Genomic DNA, 19,634 nt, shown 5'->3' with positions numbered 1-19,634 from the left:
CAGGCATGACGATCGAACAGCAGAGCCCGGCGTCGGTCTTCGGCACCGTGGCCGAATTGCTGAGAGAACTGGTGGGGGACGTCGACGTCCTCGGCATCGAGATCACCCCGCGGACCACCTTCCACGAGGATCTCCAGCTGGAGAGCATCGACCTGGTGACGTTCGCGAGCATCCTCGCCGAGTTCTTCGGCGCGCACGTCAACCTCGCGGAGTTCCTGGCGGAGAAGGATCTCGACGACGTGATCGAACTGCGGGTCGGCGACATCGCCGACTACGTGGCCGCCCGCCTCGGCGAACGGGGCTGAGGCGGTGCCGACGATGACCGTCAACGGGCTGCGCACGAACGTGCACCTCGTGCCCGGCGGGGGTACCGAGACCGTGGTGTTCCTGCACGGCATGGGCACGGACAGCCTGGCGAGCTTCTACCTCACGCTGGCCCCGCCGGTCGCCGCCGCCGGCGTGGACGTGGTCAGCTACGACCTGCGCGGGCACGGCAAGACCGAACGTCCCGAGCGCGGGTACACGATCGCGGACTTCATCGCCGACCTTGACGACCTGCTGGCCCAGCTCGACCTCGATCGGCCGGTGCACCTGGTGGGCAACAGTTTCGGCGGCACCCTCGCGTACAGCTACGCGGTGGCGAAACCGGAGCGCGTGCGCAGCATCGTGTGCATCGAGTCGGAGCCCGCCACCGAACTGTGGGCGGACAAGATGGCGCAGATCCTCGAGCACACCGTGCGGTTTTTGAAGGTCGAGGAGAGCTTCGACTGGATCGAGGCCAACTACAGCGCCCATCACCGGCGGCTGGCGAGAATGGCGGCCGAGCGGATCATGTCCACGACGATGGCCGAGGAGGTCCCGCTCGGCCCGTTGCTGACCCTGGACCAGGTGGCGGGGATCGACTGCCCCGTATTGTCCATTTTGGGCAGTCACGGCTACCAGGCCGACGATCTCGACGCGCTGACTTCCTTGTTGCCGCGCGGCGAGTTGCACGTGTTCGAAGGCCAGGGGCATTCGGTGCTCGTCGAGCAGCACCGGGAAGTGCGGGAGCTGCTGCTGAACTGGATCTCCCGGCACGGGAGGCCGCGCGGATGAGCCGGTTCCTGCTGGTCGTCCCGCCGCTCACCGGGCATGTGGCGCCGCTGCGCGCGGTGGCCGCCGAACTCCTGCGCCGCGGTCACGACGTCGCCTGGTGCGGTCCGGAACCCACGACGTCGGAGCTGACGAGGGCGGGCCGGGTGTACGCGGCGGGAGACGCGCTGGAGTTCGCCGTGGAGCGTCGCCCCGAGGGCCTGCGCGGCTTCGCGGCGCTGAAGTTCCTGTGGGAACGGTATCTGGTGCCACTCGCGGACGCGATGGTCCCCGGGGTCGAGAGAGCGGCGGCCGCCTTCCGGCCCGACGTCGTCGTCGCCGACCAACAGGCCTTCGCGGGCGCCCTGGTGGCGAGCCGCCGCGGTCTGCCGTGGGCGACCTCGGCGTCGACGTCGACCGAACTCGGCGATCCGCTCGGCGCCATGCCGAAGATCGCCGCCTGGGTCGGCCGGCTGCAGGAAGACCTCCGGACACGGCACAAGGTGTCCTGCGGCGACCTGCGGTTTTCCCCGGACCTCGTCCTCGCTTTCACCACCGTGTCGCTGACCGGACCGATCGCCGACGCCGGTGCTGTCCGGTTCGTCGGCCCGGCGCTGGCTCCCGCGCCCCCGGTGGGTTTCTCGTGGGACCGGCTCGACGGCCGCCCGCTCGTCCTCGCCACCCTCGGCACCGCCAACGCCGCTCTCGGCCGCCGCTTCCTGGCCGAATGCGTCGACGCCCTCGCCGGGATGCCCGAGGTCCAAGGCCTGGTCGTCGACGCATGCGGCGAACTGCTCAGCGAGGAAGTGCTCATTGTCAGGCGGATCCCGCAGGTGGAAGTGGTGCGGAAGGCGGCGGCGGTGATCTGCCACGGCGGGCACAACACCGTCAGCGAGACCCTCGCGTCCGGGCTGCCGCTGGTGATCGCGCCGATCCGGGACGACCAGTCGATGCTGGCTCAGCAGGTCGAGGCCGCCGGGGCCGGATTGCGGCTGCGCTTCGACCGAGTGAAGGCGGCGGACATCCGCGGCACGGTCACCGAAGTCCTCACCGAGCCCGCCTACGCCGCGGCGGCCGCGCGGGTGCGGGCTTCGTTCGAGGCGGCCGGGGGAGTGGTGGCCGCCGCGGACCACCTGGAGTCCCTGCCACGCTAGGACCGTCCCGGGCAGCGCGTGAAGGCCTCCTTCCCTCGGCTCAGCCGAGGGAAGGAGGCCTTCACGCGCTGCCCCACGACTAAAGGCGCACATCGTCGATGTGATCGCTGCCTGGATGCGTGCGGCATCTCACCGTGGCGGGGCTTCCCGCGGCGACCGGAACGTCCTCGCCGAGATCCACCCGCCCGCCAGCGCCGCCACGGCCGCGATCCCGAGCGACACGGGGATCGACCAGCCCGACGGCCGTCCCAGCGCGAGCGCCCTGGTCGCGTCGATCGCGTAGGTCAGCGGGTTGATCGCCGAGACCACCCGCAGCCAGGTCGGCATGGTCTCGAGCGGCATGTAGGCGCTGGAGGAGAACATCAGCGGGAACATGACCACGAAGGACGCCATCTGCAAGGTCTCGGCCTTGCGCAGCCAGGTCGTGATGGCGACGAAGATCCAGCTCAGGCACCAGCCCACGACGAGAGTGAGCAGAAGTGCCGCGGTGACACCGAAAATCCCGCCGGTCGGCCGGAAACCGAGCAGCAGCACGCTGGCGAGCGCCGTCACCAGCAGTTGCACCGCGAGCCGGGCGGAGTCGGAGATGGTGCGGGCCACCAGGACGGCCGAAAGGCTGATGGGCATGCAGCGAAGGCGGCCGGTGAAGCCACTGTAGATCTCCGCGAGCAGACCGGCGCCCGAACTCATCGCCGTGGTCATCGCGATGTTCACCAGTGTCGCCGGGACGAGGAAGTTCACGTATCCCTGGTAGGCCGCGACACCGGGCAGCGTGCTGACGCCGTTGAAGACCTGGCTGAACAACAGAAGCAGCACGATCGGTTGCAGGAGACCGAAGAACACCAGCCGCCGGTCGCCGAACGCGGTTTTCAGCGAGCGCCCGGCGAGGACGCGGACCTGGGTGGCGAAAGTACTCGGCGGCCACGAAGCCGGATCGGTCAGGAGAACCGGTGAAGGCGCGCGGTGCCGTGCTTCGGTCATGATGAGACCACCGGATTCCGGTGCAGGGAAAGGTAGACGTCGTCGAGCGTCGGCTCGGCGACGGTGAGGTCCTTCACCGGCGCGCCCGCCGTGTCGAGTGCGCGGACCAGCACCGTGATGTCGGAGGGCCCGGACAGCGCGACACCGAGCACCAGCCCGGAGGCCGACGTCGTGCAGGTCATGCCGAGCCGGTGCAGTGCGGCCAGTGCCCGGTGGGCGGCGAGGTCGGTGCCGAAGGTCAGCGTGGCGGTCCGTTCCCCGAGCCGGGCCTTCAGTTCCGACGGCCGCCCGGAAACCGTGACGTGCCCCAGTCCCAGCACGATGACGTGATCGGCCAGCCTGTCCGCCTCCTCGAGGTACTGCGTGGTGAGCACGACCGTGGTGCCCTGGGCGGCGAGCCGTTCGACGCCGTCCCAGAGCCCCGCGCGGCTGACCGGGTCGAGGCCGGTCGTCGGCTCGTCCAGGAAAAGGACGTCGGGGGAGCCGACGAGACCGGCGGCGAGATCGAGCCGCCGCCGCATCCCGCCGGAGTACGTGCGCGCGGGCCGGTCCGCCGCGTCGTCGAGGCCGAACATGGCGAGCAGTTCGGCCGCGCGGGCCCTGGCCTGGCGGCGGTTCGCGCCCAGCAGCCGTGCGACGAGTTCGAGGTTGCCGCGGCCGGAGAGCGCGTCGTCGACCGCCGCGAACTGGCCGGTGACCCCGATCCGCCGCCGGACGTGATGCCCGGCGCGGACGACGTCGAAACCGCAGACCTTGGCGCTGCCGCCGCTCGGTTTCACCCGCGTGCTGAGGATGTCGATGAGCGTCGTCTTCCCGGCGCCGTTGTGGCCGAGCACCGCGAGCACGGTGCCACGGCCGACACGGAGACTGACGCCGGCGAGTGCGGTCACCTCACCGTAGTGCTTGGCGAGGCCGGTCACCTCGATGGCAGCCTGCTCCATTGGCCGAACGTAGCGGGGATTTCGGCACGGCCGCAATGAACGGGCACGGACTTCGGACGCGCGTGACAATTCCGGGCGCCGTCCTCCTCATACGCGTCACAAGAACGCGCAGGTGACAGTTTGTCGTTCCCTTTCGCTGACGAAGGTGACAGAAGTGGTTTCGCGCGGGCCCCGATGCCAGTGAATTCCACCCGTGACCGCATGCGGATGACAAAGAAAAGGTGACGGATTCGGTGTCCTTGCCGGTGCGGGTGGGCAGAGGTAATTTACCGCTTTCGTGACGGCGCCGTTTCGGCCGTGTCACGCAATTTCTCCGATTCCCCGGGAGTGACCGTTGTGAAGTTCCCACAGAAACTGAAGTCGAAGAGATCCGTGCAGGCCTTGGCCGCCGGTACGGTGGCCGCCGTCGCGGCCACCCTGGGTATCGCCGGCGCGGGTATGAGCGAGGCGGCGCCGGCGTCGCTGACGTTGAAGTACACCTGCCCGTTCCCGCTGATCGGCGACCAGACCCTGGTCGTGAAGATCGACACCGTCCTGCCGGACGACGCCGTGGCCGGGAAGACCTCCACCCCGATCACGTTCGACGTCGACGTCACCGTTCCGGCGGACGCGACCGCGGGACTCACCCTCGTCGGCGCCACCACCATCGAGGGCAGCGCGAAGGCCGCCGCGGTGCTGAAGTATCCGGTCGACAAGACGCTGAACCTCGGGCTGCCGCTGGTCATCCCGGTCACGCCGGTACCGGAGTCGGGCGACTTCCATGTCAAGACCAGCGGTAAGGCGCCCGCCGTCACGTTCCCGAGCCCTGGCACCGCTTCGGTGACGGTGGGGAACTTCAGCACCACGATGACCCCGAAGAACGCGCAGGGGCAGCCGACCGACCTCGGCACGTTCACGTCGGACTGCGTCGTCCAGCCGGGACAGAATCAGCAGCTGGGGACGTTCGAGATCAAGCCCGCCGGCGGTGGCACGACGACGCCGACCACCCCGACCACGCCCACGACTCCGACCACACCCACTACGCCGACCACCCCCACCACGCCGACGACGCCCACCACGGAGCCGACGCCGACAACGACGCCGACCACTCCGACCACTCCGACCACTCCGACCACTCCGACCACGGAGCCGACTCCGACCACCCCGACGACGCCCACCACGCCGACCACTGAGCCAACTCCGACGACGCCGACCACTCCCACGACGCCGACCACGGAGCCGACGCCGACGACCACGCCGACCACCCCGACGACCGAGCCGACTCCGACGACGACGCCCACAACGCCCACCACGCCCACAACGGAGCCGACGCCGACAACGACGCCGACCACTCCGACCACGGAGCCGACGCCGACGACCACGCCGACGACACCCACCACGGAACCGACCCCGACGACCCAGCCGACGAGCCCGACCACCGCGCCGACCACGACGCAGCCGCCGGGTGACACCACCATCGTCTACGGTGTCAAGGGCAAGACCACCATCGCGGGGCTGAACGCCAAGCTGCCGCTGGGACCGGGTGAGTTCACCGCGAAACTGAACGCCCAGTCGGGCAAGTTCACCGGTCAGCTGTCGCTGCCGCCGTCTTCGGTGCAGTTCCGCTTCCTCGGCTTCTTCCCCGCCTCGGCGACGGTGAAGATCAACCAGGTCGGCGACGTGACGGGCATCGTCAACGCCGGCGCGGTCAAGGCCGCCGCGATGGCTGACGTCAAACTGCTCACGGTGCGGCTGTTCGGATTCCCGATCCTGGCGAGTTCGACGTGCAAGACGGCTCAGCCCGCCGACATCCCGCTGGTTTCGTCGCACGGGTTCAACCCGATGAAGGGCGGCAAGCTGACGGCGGAGTACAGGCTGCCGCAGTTCCGCGGCTGCGGCCTGCTCACCCCGATGATCAGCGCGCTGGCGTCGGGTGACGGGAACAGCCTGGAAGTGAACCTCACCAAGAAGTAGGCCCACCAAGATCGTGAGTGGCGATTCGGGTTACGGCCCGAATCGCCACTCGGGCCCCACTGGTCCGGGCCGTCGCGAGGGCCGCACCAGCCCTTCCGGGTGTCGCGAAAGCCACTTTCGGGACATCAGATGTCCCGAAAGTGGCTTTCGCGACACAGCCGCTGGGCATCACGGGCCGAGCCTGCGATCAACCGCGTCCAAAATCCAGTAGGTACCTAAGGCACGGTCGGCTTTAACCCGAATCGCCACTCACGGCCCGCGAGTGGCGAAGAAAACTATCACTTGCCGCCCCTCCTCAGTACATCGGAACAGTTACGCCCGTAACAAGAATTACGCCCCCTGAAACCTAAAATCCCCCATTGCTTGTTTCCCCGATCTTCCGCCAGTAGCGTGCTGCACGAGTTGGCCGTTCGGCCGGAGAAGTCGAAGTGAGGAAGCCCGAATGTCAGTGATGACCGGGCGCGTTCTACGCGCCTTCCTGCTCCCGGCGATGCTGGGGCTGGGGGCGCTTTCGCTGGCTTCCGCCTCGGCCGCTCCCGCGCCGGCACGGCAGGCCGAACCCGAACAGTCGCCGTCCGCCGCGCAAGCCGGGCTGAAGTTCGGGTTCTACGTCGGCGACGAACAACAGCCCACGACGAGCCGGGTCGCGAAACTCGGTTCGGACATCACGTTCCCGCAGGGCCGGTTCGACGGCACGATCCTCGGCTTCACCGGCAGGGTGCCGATCACCGGTAAGCTCGCCATCCCGCCGACGTCGAGCTATTTCGTGTCGTTCCGGTTCATGCCCGCCACCGGCGACGTCGAACTCATCCCGGACGGCGACGCCACCGGGACCGTCCTCGTGAAGACCGGCGCCAAGGGCGACTGCAAAGCGGTCGGTACCTCCATCTGCGCGGACACCGACGTCACGAACAAGGTGTTCATCAAGCTTTCCAACGTCAAAGTGGACGGCAAGGTGCTCGACGTCGGCCCGAACTGCCGCACCGCGCAGTCGGCCGCGGTGAACATCAAGGCGCTGGTGCCGCTCGCGTTCCCCGCCCCGCCGGTGAAGGTCACCAGCACCTTCTCCACTCCTGGATTCACCGGTTGCGGGGTCCGTGAGGAGCTGAGCCCGCTGCTCACCGGTCTGGTGGCCGGACCGGGCAACACCCTGGTCACCAACCTCAAGCTGCGGTGTGTCGGCTCGGGCGGGCCTCCCAACGGATGCGGAGCCTGACGATGGCCAATCCCGTCACCTTGCTCGTCCGCGCCCCGGAGAAGGCCGCCGCGGGGTTGCGCGAATTCGGGCGCATGTGCGCCATGGGGCTCGACGTCGTCCTCGCGATGTTCCGCCGCCCGGTGCAGGTCCGCGAGTTCATCCAGCAGTTCTGGTTCATCGCCAGTGTGTCGATCACGCCGGCGATCCTCGTGTCGATCCCGTTCGGCGCGGTCATCTCGCTGCAACTCGGTTCGCTCACGAGCCAGATCGGCGCGCAGCAGTTCAACGGCGCCGCGAGTGTCCTCGCCGTCGTGCAACAGGCCAGCCCGATCGTGACGACGCTGATCATCGCGGGCGCGGGTGGTTCGGCGATCTGCGCGGATCTCGGCGCCCGCACCATCCGCGAGGAGATCGACGCGATGGAGGTGCTCGGCGTGTCGCCGATTCATCGGCTGATCGTGCCGCGGGTGCAGGCCGCCATCGGGGTTTCGGTGCTGCTCAACGGTTTGGTCAGTGTCGTCGGTGTTCTCGGCGGCTACTTCTTCAACGTCATCGTGCAGGGCGGCACGCCGGGTGCGTACCTCGCGAGCTTCAACGCGCTGGCCCAGCTTCCCGACCTCGTCGTCAGCTCGATCAAGGCGTTCATCTTCGGTTTTCTCGCCGGTGTCGTCGCGGCCTACCGGGGGCTGAACCCGAGAGGTGGCCCCAAGGGCGTCGGCGATGTCGTCAACCAGTCGGTGGTGATCACGTTCCTGCTCCTGTTCTTCGTCAACACCATCCTGACCGCGCTGTACCTGCAACTCGTCCCGGCGAAGGGAACCTGATCCCGTGACCAGCGTCCCCGAACGGGCCCGCGAAGCGTTCAAACGCCCCGGCAACAGTCTTTTCGAGCTGGGCGACCAGTTGCTGTTCTACATCCGCGCGCTCGCGGCGATCCCGATGGCCGTCACCCGCTATTTCCGCGAAGTGGTGCGCCTGCTCGCCGAGGTGACCTTCGGCAGCGGGGCGCTGGCGGTGATCGGCGGCACCGTCGGCGTGATGGTCGGTCTGTGCGTGTTCACCGGGATCACGGTGGGACTACAGGGTTTCAGCGCGCTCAACCAGATCAACATCTCCGCGATGACCGGCTTCCTCACCGCGTACTTCAACACCCGCGAGATCGCGCCGCTCTCGGCGGGTCTCGCGCTGTCCGCGACTGTCGGCGCCGGATTCACCGCGCAACTGGGCGCCATGCGGATCTCCGAAGAGATCGACGCGCTCGAAGTGATGGCCGTGCGCAGCATGCCGTACCTCGTCACCACCCGGATCGTGGCCGGGTTCATCGCGATCATCCCGCTCTACGTGATCGGACTGCTGATCTCCTACCTCGGCTCGCGGGTGACGACGGTGGTCTTCTTCGGACAATCCGGCGGAACCTACGACCACTACTTCTCCTTGTTCTTACCGCCTGAAGACGTCCTGTGGTCGTTCGGCAAGGTCCTGGTGTTCAGCGTCGGCGTCATCCTCACGCACTGCTTCTACGGCTATCGCGCCGCGGGCGGCCCGGCGGGCGTCGGGGTCGCGGTCGGCCGCGCCGTGCGGACGTCGATCGTGCTGATCAGCGTGCTCGACCTGTTCCTCAGCCTCGCGATCTGGGGCGCCACCACGACGGTGAAGGTCTCCGGATGACCGCGCGGGCACGGACGCAGGCGGCCGGGGTGATCTTCCTCGTCATCCTGGTGCTGCTGGGCTGGCTCGCCGTCGCCATCTTCAACAAGGACTTCGACCGCGCGGAACTGGTCACGCTCAAGACCGACCGCGTCGGCAACCAGCTGGCCCCGCCCGCCGAGGTCAAGGTCCGCGGCGTCCCGTTCGGCGAGGTCAGGGCGGTGCGGGGGAGCGCGGAAGGCGTCGAGGTCGATCTCGCCATCGACCCGGCGAAGATCGATCAGTTACCGCGCAACATCTCGGCCCGGCTGCTGCCGAAGACGGTGTTCGGCGAGCGCTACGTCAACCTCGTGCTCCCGGAGCGGCCCGAGGGCGGCTCGCTGCGGGACGGCGACGTCATCACCCAGGACCGATCGGCCAACGCGATCGAACTGGAACGGGTCCTCGGCGATCTGCTGCCGCTGCTGCGGGCGGTGCAGCCGCAGAAGCTCAACAGTTCGCTCGGCGCGATCTCGCTCGCGCTCGACAATCGCGGGAAGTCCTTGGGGGACAGCATCGTCCAGCTGAACGACCTCCTCGGTCAGGTGAACCCGCTGATGCCGCAGTTCAAGGCGGACATCAGTGGTCTCGCCGACGTGGCCGACCTCTACACCGGTGCCGCGCCGGACATCCTCAAGGCCCTCTCGGATCTCTCCACCACCGCGAAGACCATTGTGGACACTCGTGCGGATCTCGACAAGCTGTACTCCAGTGTCACCGCCGCGAGTGGCGACCTGAACAAGTTCCTGGTGCAGAACAAGGACAACATCATCGGCGTCAGCGTGAAGAGCAGGCCGACACTGGAACTGCTGTCTCGCTATTCGCCCGAGTTCCCGTGCCTCTTCGACGCGGTGAACCGGCTCAAACCGGTGATGGAGAAGGCCTTGGGCAAGGGAACCGGTGAACCGGGGCTGCATGTGACGCTGTCGGTCCACGATCCCCGGGACAAGTACGTGCCGGGCCGGGACGATCCGCGGTTCGACCAGAAGGGCGGGCCGCGCTGCTACGGCGGGGGCACGACTTCGGCGACGGTCGCTTTCGCCGCCGATGGGGACCTCGGCCCGGCCAATTCGAAGGGGGAGCGAGGGCTGGTCGCCGAGATCATGGCGCCGTCGCTCGGAATGAAACCGGCCGAGGTCCCGGACTGGAGCAGCGTGCTCGTGGGCCCGGCGTTGCGTGGAACGGAGGTGACCGTCCGATGAGGGGTGTCGCGAGCCCGGCGATCAAGGGCCTGATCTTCTTCGTGATCACCGCGGTGGCGACCGGGATCCTGGCCATCACCATCGCCAACTCCGGGGTCGGCACGACGGTCGGCTACACGGCCAGGTTCACCGACGCGACGTCGGTGAACCCCGGCGACGAGGTCCGGATGTCCGGTGTCCGGATCGGCCAGGTGGACTCGATCGGGGTGGTCGAACGGCGATGGGCGGACGTGCGGTTCTCGATCGAGAACAAGCGCCGTCTCACCTCGGGAGCCACGGTCACCATCCGGTACCGCAACCTCGTCGGCCAGCGGTATCTCTCGATCGACCCCGGCCCGGACGGCCCGGCCGTCCTCGGCGAGGGCGCGCTGATCCCGCCCGAGCGGACACGGCCCGCACTGGATCTCACGGCGTTGTTCAACGGGTTCAAACCGCTGTTCCAGGCGCTGTCGCCGAACGACGTCAACCAGTTGTCCTTCGAGATCGTCCAGGTGCTGCAGGGGGAAGGGAGCACCATCGACAGCCTGCTCGGGCACACCGCGTCACTGACGAGCACGTTGGCGGGCAAGGACAAGGTGATCGGCGAGGTGGTCGGGAACCTCAACACGGTGCTCGACACGCTCAACTCCCAGGGCGACCAGTTCGACAAACTCGTCGACGTCACCGCGCAACTGGTCTCCGGGCTCGCCGGGGACGCGAAACCCATCGGGCAGGCGATCGGCGGCCTCGGCGAATTGACCACCGCCACCGCGGATCTGCTCCAGGACGGCCGGGCGCCGCTGAAGACCAGCATCACCACCCTCGGCGACCTGTCCAAGAACCTCGCCGACAACACCCCGGTGTTCGAACAGTTCCTGACGAACCTGCCGAAGAAGCTGGACCGCATGGGCGCGATGGTCTCGTACGGCTCGTGGTTCAACTTCTACCTGTGCTCGGTGAAATCGGACGCGCGGCCCGCCCCCGGCGGCCCGCCGGTCGGCATCCCGCTGACCCAAGGACGGTGCCGGTGAAAGCGCCAAGGATCAAGCCCTTCCGCAGCCGCAACCCGATCGTCGTCGGCACCGTCACGGCGGTGCTGATGGCCGCGGCCGGCTCGGCGGTGTTCTTCTCCGACGATCTCCCGCTGGTCGGCGGCGGTGTCACGTATGCGGCCGAGTTCACCGAAGCCGCCGGGCTCAAGCGCAACGACGAAGTCCGGGTCGCCGGGGTGAAAGTCGGCGAGGTCTCCGAGGTCCTGCTGGACGGCGGCCGCGTCAAGGTCCTGTTCCGGGTCAAGGACACCTGGGTCGGCAACCGCACCACCGCCGCGATCAAGATCAAGACGTTGCTGGGGCAGAAGAACCTGGTCATCGACCCGGTCGGCAACGCGGAACTTGACCCGGACGAGCCGATCCCGGTGCAGCGCACGAGTTCCCCGTACGACGTCACCACGGTGTTCAACGACCTCGCGAACACCGTCGGCGCGATCGACACAGATCAGCTGGCGAAGGCTTTCGGGACGATGTCGGAAACGCTCGGCGCCTCCACACCACAGGACGTCCGGACCGCCTTCGACGGCATCACCGCCCTGTCCAAGACGCTCGCGTCCCGCGACCAGGAGCTGGTGAAACTGTTCGAGAACACGAACAAGGTGTCCCAGACGCTCGGCGACCGGTCGCAGCAGATCGAGGCGCTGATCCGCGACGGCAACACCCTGCTCACGGAGCTGAACGCCCGCAAGGACGCCATCGCGAAGCTGTTCAGCGGCGTGAAGAACCTGTCGGTGCAACTCAAGGGACTCGTGGCGGACAACCAGAAGACGCTCGGTCCCGCGCTCGACCAGCTCGACCGCGTCGCCACCGTGCTGCAACGCAACCAGGACAAGCTCAGCGAAAGCCTGCGGCTCGCCGGACCCTTCTACCGGCTGCTCGGCAACGCGGTCGGCAACGGCCGCTGGATCGACACCTATATCTGCGGGCTCGTCCCGACCGGAAGCACTCCGGGTAGCTGTATGCCTTCGAGGAACGGGGGACGCTGATGGGGCGCCACTTCACGTTGTCCGATCTCGGGGCGCACGCCCGGCGCCGGGCCTGGGTGCGGCGGCTCGCGGTCGCCGTCGTCGCGGGGCTGCTCGTGACGGCGGCCTGGCCACTGCTGACCCGGCAGGCCGACCGCCTCCTGACCGGCTACTTCACCGCGACCGTCGGGGTCTACCCGAACACCGAGGTGCGCGTGCTCGGTGTCCCGATCGGTTCGGTGACCAAGGTCGAGCCGCGGGGTACGAACGTCGAGGTGACCATGACGGTCCGGCCGGACGTCAAGCTGCCCGCCGACGTCGGCGCCGTCGTGATCACGCCGAGCCTGGTCGCCGACCGGTACGTGCAGCTCACGCCGGTGTACGTCGGCGGGCCGGAGCTGGGCGGCGACGCCCGGATCCCGCCCGAGCGCACGGTGACCCCGGTCGAGGTCGACGAACTCCTGGGCAGCCTCAACCAGCTGATGACCGCGCTGGGTCCGAAGGGCGCCAACAAGGACGGCGCCGTCAGCGACGTGCTGACCAAGGCCGCGACCTACCTCGACGGCAACGGCGGCAAACTCGGCGAGGCGATCAAGAACCTCGGCGAGTTCGCCAGGACGGCCAGCGATTCCAAGGACGATCTGTTCAACTCCGTCGACAACATCAGCAAGTTCACCGCGATGCTCGCGTCGAACGACGGCCGGGTGAAGGAGGCGATCCAGCAGATTTCCTCGATCAGCAAGATCCTGGCCGATCAGCGCGACCAGTTCTCCGGCGCGATGACCGAACTCACCGAGGCGCTCAGCGTCGTGCAGGGCTTCATCAAGGACAACCGGGGCAAGGTGAAGTCCGATGTGGACAAACTCGCGGAGATCACCAAGGTGCTGAGCCAGCAGAAGGCGTCTCTGAGCGAGGCACTCGACGCCGCGCCGAACGCGCTGGCGAACGTGCTCGGCGCGTACAACCAGGACGCGGGAACGTTGGACGGCCGAGGAAACCTCACCGAATTCTCGGGGGCGAAATGAAGTCCCGGCACAAATGCGCGGCGATGCTGGCCCTGACGCTGGCGGCCACCGGCTGTAGCGGCGGCGTCGACGTCTACGACATCCCGTTGCCGGGTGGCGCCGCGCTGGGCGACCGGCCGATCCACGTCACGGCGAGTTTCACCAACGTGCTGGACCTCGTGCCGCAGTCCGGGGTGAAGGTCAACGACGTCCCGGTCGGCCAGGTACGGACGGTCGACCTGGCGCCGGACGGGCGCAGCGCGGTGGTCGGGCTGCTGCTCAACGGGGACGTGGACCTGCCAGCCAACGCGGTCGCGCGACTGCGGCAGGCGAGCATCCTCGGCGAGAAGTTCGTCGAACTCGCACCGCCGGACGACGGGACCCCGAGCGGGCGGCTCACCGACGGCGCGGTCATCCCGCTGGCCAGTTCGTCGCTGACCCCGGAGATAGAGGAGGTCTTCGGCGCGCTTTCCCTGCTGCTCAACGGTGGAGGCGTCGCGCAGGTGCAGAACATCACCCGCGAACTCAACGACGCGCTCGGCGGCAAGGAAAGCGCGGCACGCAGTCTCTTGTCCAATTTGGACACATTCGTACGAGGGCTCGACGAGCACAAGGCCGAGATCACCCGGGCCATCGAGAGCGTCAACAAGCTCGCGGCGACGCTGAACGCGAACACCGAGGAGATCAAGGCGACGCTGAACGGGCTCACGCCCGGCATCGAGGTACTGAACCAGCAGCGTCAGGCGCTCGTCGGGATGCTGAAGTCGTTGGACGGGCTCACCTCGGTCGCGGTCGACACGGTGAACCGCAGCAAGGACGACCTCGTCGCGGATCTGAAAGCGCTCGAACCCTTCTTGCGCAAGCTGGCCGACTCCGGGGACAAGCTGCCGAAGGCGATGGAGATGATCTTCACCTTCCCATTCCCCGACGCCGCGCTGGAGGCCATCCGCGGCGACTACCTGAACACTTTCCTGACCTTCAAGAACAGTGGTGGTCGCTGATGCTGACCAAGTTCGTCCGCGGCCAGTTGGTGGTCTTCGTGGTCATCGCCGTCCTCGGTGTCGCGTACGTCGGCGCGACGTACGCGGGGCTGGACAAGCTGGTACTCGACCGCGGTTACACCGTCAAAGTGCGGCTCGCGACCGGTGGCGGCATCTTCAGCAACGCCGAGGTCACCTATCGCGGCGTGCCGATCGGCCGGGTCGGTGAACTGCGGCTCACCGCCTCCGGGATGGAGGTGGATCTCGACATCGAGCCGGACAGCCCGCAAGTGCCCGCGGACACCGAAGCGGTCGTCGCCAACCGGTCCGCCGTGGGCGAGCAGTTCGTGGATCTGCGGCCGCGTCGCGGCGACGGCGCCATGTTGCGGGACGGTTCGGTGATCAGCCAGGCGGACACGAAGATCCCGCTGCCGGTGGACGTCGTGCTGTCCAGTGTGGACTCGTTCGCCAACTCGGTGCCGAAACCCGCCCTGCGAACCGTGGTCGACGAGCTGTACAACGCGACGTCCGACGCGGGCCCGGCGCTGGACCAGCTCGTCGGGCGGGGGATCGAATTCGTGCGGGAGGCCAGCGCGCACGTCGGCCCGCTGACCAGGTTCGTGACCGACGCCCAGACCGTGCTCGACACCCAGGTCTCACAGGCGGACGCGATCCGCTCGTTCGGCGCGAACGCGAAACTGCTCGCCGCGACACTGAAGAGTTCGGACGGGGATCTGCGACGGCTGATCCCGGCCGTGCCGGCGGCGGCGAACGAGGTCAGCACACTGCTGCGGGAGACCGGCCCGAGCCTCGGCATCCTGCTGGCGAACCTGCTGACCACCGCGGACGTCCTGGAAGCACGGCAGGACGGCCTCGAACAACTGCTGGTCACCGCGCCGAAGGCGGTCGCCGCCGGCCACGCGATCATGGGCCCGGACGGCGCGCACGTCGGCCTGTCGCTGACGTTCTTCGACCCGCCGCCGTGCGTCACCGGCTACGGAACCGGATATCGCGACGGCCTCGACACTTCGGCACGTCCGTTGAACACCGCGGCGCGCTGCGCCTTGCCGAAGGGCAACCCGACGAACGTGCGCGGCTCGCAGAACGTGCCGGGAAGGTGAAGGTCATGACTCGTATCGCTGCCCTGCTCGCGGCGGTGGCCACGGCCCTGGCGGCCTGGTTCGGCTACTCCTGGTGGGACGCCGGGAGAGACGACGCCGTCGCGCGGGCCACGGTCCGCGAAGACGCGTTGCAGGTGGGCAGGCAAGCGGTCGCCGCTCTGACCACTTTGGACTATCGACAGGCCGAACAGGGCTACCAGAACTGGCTGAACCTCACCGGCGGCGCGCTCCACGACGAGCTGGCACGAGACCGGGACGGCGGCCTCGGCCGGATCGGCCAGGCGAAAACCGTCACCACCGGCCGGGTCGTCGATGCCGCGGTGACCGAAGTGGACAGCGGCGGCGGGACCGCCGAGGTGATCGCCTCGGTCGAACTCGAGGTCCGGCCCGACGGCGGGGAAGCCGTGACCAAGCACAACCGGTTCCGCGCCGGCCTGAACCGGACGCCGGACGGGTGGCGCGTGACGTCGCTCGGCCAGGTGCCGGTGACCGACACCGGAAAGCCCTGACGGAGGACGGAATGACCACGAAACGAGCCGTCAAACCCGTACGGCGCGGTGTGAAGGTGGCCGGGAAAATGGGCGGGAGCGTCCGTGTCCTCGAGCCGTCTCCTGAAGCCGAGGAAGAGGTCGCGGAGCCCGCTGAAGAGGCTGCCGACGAAGCTGTCGAGCCTGTGCGTCGGCGGGCGCTCTTGGTGTTCGGCGCGGTCGCGGTGGTGATGGCGGGCCTGGCGGGGTGGTTCGCGATCGAGGCGCGGGATGCCACGGCGGTACTGACGCACAACACCGCCCTGACCGACGTCGCCACGACCGCCGAGGTGAGCGACCAGGTCGGCAAGGCGCTCGGCACGGTCTTCTCCTACCGCCACGACGATCCCGCCAAGAGCGAACAGGCCGCGAAAGAGGTGCTGACCGGGCAGGCACTGGGGCAGTACGACCAGCTGTTCGCGCAGGTCCGGAGCCTGGCCGCGGAACAGAAGCTGGTGGTGACCTCGACTCCGGTGGTGTCGGGTGTCAAGATCCTCGACGGGGATCGGGCGTCGCTGCTGGTGTTCCTTGACCAGACCGGGGTGCGAGGGGACGGGCAGCGGAGCACCGGTGCGGCCCAGCTGAGCGTGACCGCGGAGCGGGCCGAGGGACGGTGGCGGGTGACCACCCTGGCCGCCGCTTAGCGCTTCCGCAAGTAGTCGCCTACTTGCTGGTGCTGTCGTTCCGTGAAGGCCTCCTTCCTGCTCTCAAGGTAGGGAAGGAGGCCTTCGCCGCTTGGGCCGCTCGCTAAGCGTTCTGAAGGCCACCTTTAGATGCTCAACGTCTCAAAGGGTCCCTTCAGGACGTCAGGCTGGCGAAGGTGTGAAGGTCGAGTTTCCGCGGCTGAGCCGCGTGAAGGGGACCTTCACGCGGCGCCGTTGTGCCTTGTTCCCCAAGACACTCCCAGCCCTGAGCCGAGTGTCCCCAATGCCACATTGGAGGCACTGAGCGACCCCAATGCGACATTGGGGAAACCTGGCGTGCTCGGGTGACCGGCCCCGGCTCACGCAAGTAGTCGCCTACTTGCGCCAACCCCCCGGCGGCTGAGCCGAGGGAAGCCCACGCACGAAAGCGGTCCTCAAGAGGGGGCGGCCCGCAAAGCCAGGATCATCTCGAACCGCCGCTCGGGATCCCGGAGTCCGTCCGAGAACAGCGCCTCCAGTTCCTGAGCGCGGGACCGCACCGTCTGCGGGTGCACCGCGAGGCGTTCCGCCACCTCGCGGACGTTCCCACACGTCTCCAGCCACGCCAGCAGGGTCCCGGCCAGCCTCGAATGCTGCTTCCCGGTCAGCGCGGCCAGCGGCCCGAGGCGTTCCCGGACCAGCTCGGTGGCCAAGAAGGGTTCCTTGAGCAGCCAGAGGCGCGAAAGATGGTCGACGCACCATGTCACGGGTTCGTCGGCGAGTCCGCCGGACTCGACGAGTCGCAGGGCCTCTCGCGCGGCCCGCAGGGAACGGGCCGCGAAGGCGGGTGGGACGGCGGGGCCGATCGCGGCCCGCCAGCCTGCCAGGTCTTCGGCGAATTGTTCTCGCTTGTCCGGTTCCGGAGCGGGCAGCAGCAGACAAGGGGAGGTGCTCTCGAAGTCGGCCAGCGCGTTCGAAGCAGCCGCTGGAACTTCGTCCGACGGCTGGTCGAGTGCGACGGCCACCAAGAGGTCCGGCAACTGCCATCGGGCGAGATCGGCGGCGTTCTTGACCAGTTCGGGTGGGGATGGCGGGTCGGCGAGCAGGAGTTCCATGAGCCGGTGCCGACGGCGTTCCAGCGCGCCCGCGGCCTTTTCCCGCGCCTCCGCGTGGCCCTCGACCGACAGCGCCGACAGCTCGTCGATGTAGGCGAAGATGGCTTCCGCGAGCAGGCACAGCGTCGCCGAAGGTACGCCCGCGCGTCGGCCGGCGTCGGCCACCCGGCGCCAGGTCACCCTGGCCCCGACGCGGTACGCGGCCTGAAGGACGTCGACGTTGCGGCCCTGGTGGAACTCCTGGACACCCAGGCTCAGGAATACGTTCCGGCGGTCTTCCGAAGGCGCCTCCGGGTTCCCGATCCGCTCCAGGAATTGCAGGAACGCCATCTGGACGCCGGTTTTGAGCGACTTCCCGAACGCGCCGTCCAGTGGCCGCGCGTAGTCGGGGATGGTCCGCTGGATCTCGCGGACCACCTCCCCGGCCACGTCGGCCAGCACCGGCCGGAACACGGTCGCCAGCTCTCTCGGCAGCAGCGCCCAGAGCTGGACGGGGCGCCCGCTCGTCCCGCCCGGTCGAGCGGGCGTGAGGAGCGGGCCGTACGTCGCTTCGACCCCGCTGCGGCCATCCTGCGGTCGGGTCACCTCGTCACCTCGTTGTGAGTGGGAAACGCTGATCAGTCCTCGGCGAGCAAGGCCTCCGCGCGCAGGGCGATCTCCATGTCGAGCCGGTCGTCGGCGTTGTTCAACCGGTCGCCGAAGAGATCGATGAGCTGGTGCATGCGGTACCGGACGGTCTGGGGGTGGACCTTGAGTTTCTTCGCGATCTCCGGAGCGCTGCCCCGCGACTGCAACCAGATCAGCAACGTCTCCCCGAGCCGCGTCCGCTGCTTGGGGGTGAGGTCGTTGAACGGGGCGAGGCTGCGTGTGCACAGTTCGCGGACCAGGAACTCGTCGGCGAGCAACCACAGGGTGGACAGGTGGTCGCTGTACCTCGTGACCGGATTGTCCGGCAGCACCCCGCGCTGGACGAGCCGCAGTGTGCGGCGGGCCCACAGCAGGGAGCGCGGCGCTTCGGTGAGCCGCACGGCCGGGCCGATCACCGCCCGCCAGCCGGGAAGCCGTTCGGCGAGGTCCTTCAGGTGCTTGTCGGGGTCGCCGGTGACCAGGCAGGGTTTGGGCCCCTCGAAGTCGACCAGGACGTCGGAGTCCAGGTCGGCGCTGTCGGGGTCCAGCGGGCCGAGCCGTCGTTCCAGCGCGACGACCGTGACCTCGGCGGGCAGCGCCCACTGGGCGTTGGCGGCGTGGGACGCGATCGACTGCGGTGAGGGCGGCGGATCGGAAAGCATCAGTTCGAGCAGTCTGCGCCTGCGTCTCGCTCTGGTGCCCGCGGCCCGTTCCTGCGCGGCCGTGTAGCCCTCGATGGACAACGCGGAAATCTCGTCCACGTAGGCGAAGATCGCCTCGGCCGCGGTGCACAGGAGATCGGCGTCCGCTCCGATCGCCTGCCCGAATTCCGAGACGTGCCGCCAAGCGACGCGACCGCCGACGCGGTAGGCCGTCTGCAAGCAGTCGAGACTGCGCCCCTCACTGAACTCGACCTTCCCGAGATTGCGGAAGACCGCGGTCCATTTGTCGAGGGGAGCCGTCCCCTGACCGATGGTATCGAGGCAATGCAGGATGGCCTGTCGGATACCCTGCGTGATGATCTGCCCGAACGCGCCTTCCAAGGGCTGCGCGTACGCGGGGACAGCTCGTTGCACCTCCTGAAGGATGGCTCGCGCCAACGGGTCGGCCCGGGGCCGGAACCTTTCGCCCAGCTCCCGGGGCAGTGACGCCCACAGTCCATTCGCGCCGGTGCTGCGCACGGGTCGGTTCTCCACTGGGGTTCTCGGTGCCGGCGTGAAGGCGCGCGGTCGCTGGACCGGACCCGGTGGCTGGCGGTGCGGGGTGGCGGGATGACGCACGTCGGGGTCAGGCCGTGCGGTCCGCAGATCGTGCCGCGAGAACCCGGTATCCAAGTCGGTCATGTTTTTATCCTTGTTAGCAACAAAATCAGCCTCTTCAACGGTGAAGCCGATCCAGATTTTGTGGCTCACGCAACATAAAATCCGGCCGAGAGGACTGTCAACGGCTGGCGGG

General features: G+C 68.2%; 19 protein-coding genes. 15 read left to right on the top strand and 4 right to left on the bottom strand.

All coding sequences use genetic code 11. The features are described 5' to 3' along the window. Positions 1 to 5 precede the first annotated feature (5 nt). From BS329_RS35735 to BS329_RS35725, 3 genes are read left to right on the top strand one after another with little or no spacing between them, the layout of a single operon-like run. Positions 6 to 305: a phosphopantetheine-binding protein gene (locus tag BS329_RS35735; protein ID WP_076167241.1), complete on the top strand. Its 300-nt coding sequence runs from the start codon at positions 6 to 8 to the stop codon at positions 303 to 305. A 4-nt stretch (positions 306 to 309) separates the two neighbouring features. Next, a complete protein-coding gene (locus BS329_RS35730) occupies positions 310 to 1,095 on the top strand; it encodes an alpha/beta fold hydrolase (RefSeq protein WP_076167240.1) in 786 nt (261 codons plus the stop codon). Next, complete coding sequence (locus tag BS329_RS35725; RefSeq protein ID WP_076167238.1) at positions 1,092 to 2,225, top strand: glycosyltransferase; 1,134 nt, start codon at positions 1,092 to 1,094, stop codon at positions 2,223 to 2,225. Before BS329_RS35730 ends, BS329_RS35725 begins: the two co-directional genes overlap by 4 nt. A 129-nt stretch (positions 2,226 to 2,354) precedes the next feature. Here BS329_RS35725 and BS329_RS35720 read toward each other — a convergent pair whose 3' ends face one another. Continuing rightward, complete coding sequence (locus BS329_RS35720) at positions 2,355 to 3,206, bottom strand: ABC transporter permease (RefSeq protein ID WP_076167237.1); 852 nt, start codon at positions 3,204 to 3,206, stop codon at positions 2,355 to 2,357. Next, on the bottom strand, positions 3,203 to 4,147 hold the full coding sequence (locus tag BS329_RS35715; protein ID WP_076167235.1) for an ATP-binding cassette domain-containing protein: 945 nt from the start codon (positions 4,145 to 4,147) through the stop codon (positions 3,203 to 3,205). The genes BS329_RS35720 and BS329_RS35715 overlap by 4 nt, the downstream gene beginning before the upstream one ends. A gap of 336 nt (positions 4,148 to 4,483) precedes the next feature. On the opposite strand from BS329_RS35715, the gene BS329_RS35710 reads away from it, so the two are divergent. The 12 genes from BS329_RS35710 to BS329_RS35655 all read left to right on the top strand — a co-directional run bounded on the left by BS329_RS35710 (position 4,484) and on the right by BS329_RS35655 (position 16,458). Next, complete coding sequence (locus BS329_RS35710) at positions 4,484 to 6,100, top strand: DUF6801 domain-containing protein (RefSeq protein ID WP_076167233.1); 1,617 nt, start codon at positions 4,484 to 4,486, stop codon at positions 6,098 to 6,100. Between the two features lie 442 nt (positions 6,101 to 6,542). Continuing rightward, positions 6,543 to 7,316, top strand: a complete 774-nt coding sequence (locus tag BS329_RS35705; RefSeq protein WP_143253328.1) for a hypothetical protein — start codon at positions 6,543 to 6,545, stop codon at positions 7,314 to 7,316. 2 nt (positions 7,317 to 7,318) lie between these two features. Beyond that, on the top strand, positions 7,319 to 8,122 hold the full coding sequence (locus BS329_RS35700; protein ID WP_076167230.1) for an MlaE family ABC transporter permease: 804 nt from the start codon (positions 7,319 to 7,321) through the stop codon (positions 8,120 to 8,122). Between the two features lie 4 nt (positions 8,123 to 8,126). Continuing rightward, entirely contained in the window at positions 8,127 to 8,966 is an 840-nt protein-coding gene (locus BS329_RS35695; protein ID WP_007033208.1) for an MlaE family ABC transporter permease, read from the top strand. Next, a complete protein-coding gene (locus tag BS329_RS35690; protein ID WP_076167228.1) occupies positions 8,963 to 10,186 on the top strand; it encodes an MCE family protein in 1,224 nt (407 codons plus the stop codon). Before BS329_RS35695 ends, BS329_RS35690 begins: the two co-directional genes overlap by 4 nt. After that, positions 10,183 to 11,196, top strand: coding sequence for an MCE family protein (locus BS329_RS35685; protein WP_076167227.1), 1,014 nt, complete (start codon positions 10,183 to 10,185; stop codon positions 11,194 to 11,196). The genes BS329_RS35690 and BS329_RS35685 overlap by 4 nt, the downstream gene beginning before the upstream one ends. Then, positions 11,193 to 12,203 (top strand): MCE family protein, encoded by a 1,011-nt coding sequence (locus BS329_RS35680; protein ID WP_244197421.1) that lies wholly within the window; start codon positions 11,193 to 11,195, stop codon positions 12,201 to 12,203. Before BS329_RS35685 ends, BS329_RS35680 begins: the two co-directional genes overlap by 4 nt. Then, positions 12,203 to 13,207: an MCE family protein gene (locus BS329_RS35675; protein WP_076167225.1), complete on the top strand. Its 1,005-nt coding sequence runs from the start codon at positions 12,203 to 12,205 to the stop codon at positions 13,205 to 13,207. Before BS329_RS35680 ends, BS329_RS35675 begins: the two co-directional genes overlap by 1 nt. Continuing rightward, the gene (locus tag BS329_RS35670; protein WP_076167224.1) at positions 13,204 to 14,187 is read left to right on the top strand and encodes an MCE family protein; all 984 of its coding nucleotides are present in this window, start codon (positions 13,204 to 13,206) and stop codon (positions 14,185 to 14,187) included. The genes BS329_RS35675 and BS329_RS35670 overlap by 4 nt, the downstream gene beginning before the upstream one ends. Then, a complete protein-coding gene (locus BS329_RS35665; protein ID WP_076167222.1) occupies positions 14,187 to 15,287 on the top strand; it encodes an MCE family protein in 1,101 nt (366 codons plus the stop codon). The genes BS329_RS35670 and BS329_RS35665 overlap by 1 nt, the downstream gene beginning before the upstream one ends. Before the next feature lie 5 nt (positions 15,288 to 15,292). After that, entirely contained in the window at positions 15,293 to 15,796 is a 504-nt protein-coding gene (locus BS329_RS35660; RefSeq protein ID WP_076167262.1) for a hypothetical protein, read from the top strand. An 11-nt stretch (positions 15,797 to 15,807) separates the two neighbouring features. Then, entirely contained in the window at positions 15,808 to 16,458 is a 651-nt protein-coding gene (locus BS329_RS35655) for a hypothetical protein (protein ID WP_143253327.1), read from the top strand. Between the two features lie 434 nt (positions 16,459 to 16,892). On the opposite strand, the gene BS329_RS35650 is transcribed toward BS329_RS35655, so the two are convergent. Both BS329_RS35650 and BS329_RS35645 read right to left on the bottom strand, forming a co-directional pair. After that, positions 16,893 to 18,137 (bottom strand): PucR family transcriptional regulator, encoded by a 1,245-nt coding sequence (locus BS329_RS35650; protein ID WP_076167220.1) that lies wholly within the window; start codon positions 18,135 to 18,137, stop codon positions 16,893 to 16,895. A 32-nt stretch (positions 18,138 to 18,169) separates the two neighbouring features. Beyond that, positions 18,170 to 19,360, bottom strand: a complete 1,191-nt coding sequence (locus tag BS329_RS35645) for a PucR-like N-terminal domain-containing protein (RefSeq protein WP_076167259.1) — start codon at positions 19,358 to 19,360, stop codon at positions 18,170 to 18,172. Positions 19,361 to 19,634: the final 274 nt, after the last annotated feature.

It is taken from the genome of Amycolatopsis coloradensis (genome assembly GCF_001953865.1).
GTDB classification, from domain to species: Bacteria; Actinomycetota; Actinomycetes; order Mycobacteriales; family Pseudonocardiaceae; genus Amycolatopsis; species Amycolatopsis coloradensis.
Note: the sequence above shows the minus strand (reverse complement) of the source record. Positions and strands in the feature narration are given on the sequence as shown.

Coding starts and splice junctions, on each gene's coding strand:
- BS329_RS35725 (WP_076167238.1), top strand. CDS start 1,092: ATGAGCCGGTTCCTGCTGGTCGTCCCGCCGCTCACCGGGCATGTGGCG.
- BS329_RS35715 (WP_076167235.1), bottom strand. CDS start 4,147: ATGGAGCAGGCTGCCATCGAGGTGACCGGCCTCGCCAAGCACTACGGT.
- BS329_RS35660 (WP_076167262.1), top strand. CDS start 15,293: ATGACTCGTATCGCTGCCCTGCTCGCGGCGGTGGCCACGGCCCTGGCG.
- BS329_RS35655 (WP_143253327.1), top strand. CDS start 15,808: ATGACCACGAAACGAGCCGTCAAACCCGTACGGCGCGGTGTGAAGGTG.
- BS329_RS35665 (WP_076167222.1), top strand. CDS start 14,187: ATGCTGACCAAGTTCGTCCGCGGCCAGTTGGTGGTCTTCGTGGTCATC.
- BS329_RS35720 (WP_076167237.1), bottom strand. CDS start 3,206: ATGACCGAAGCACGGCACCGCGCGCCTTCACCGGTTCTCCTGACCGAT.
- BS329_RS35690 (WP_076167228.1), top strand. CDS start 8,963: ATGACCGCGCGGGCACGGACGCAGGCGGCCGGGGTGATCTTCCTCGTC.
- BS329_RS35675 (WP_076167225.1), top strand. CDS start 12,203: ATGGGGCGCCACTTCACGTTGTCCGATCTCGGGGCGCACGCCCGGCGC.
- BS329_RS35700 (WP_076167230.1), top strand. CDS start 7,319: ATGGCCAATCCCGTCACCTTGCTCGTCCGCGCCCCGGAGAAGGCCGCC.
- BS329_RS35705 (WP_143253328.1), top strand. CDS start 6,543: ATGTCAGTGATGACCGGGCGCGTTCTACGCGCCTTCCTGCTCCCGGCG.
- BS329_RS35685 (WP_076167227.1), top strand. CDS start 10,183: ATGAGGGGTGTCGCGAGCCCGGCGATCAAGGGCCTGATCTTCTTCGTG.
- BS329_RS35735 (WP_076167241.1), top strand. CDS start 6: ATGACGATCGAACAGCAGAGCCCGGCGTCGGTCTTCGGCACCGTGGCC.
- BS329_RS35670 (WP_076167224.1), top strand. CDS start 13,204: ATGAAGTCCCGGCACAAATGCGCGGCGATGCTGGCCCTGACGCTGGCG.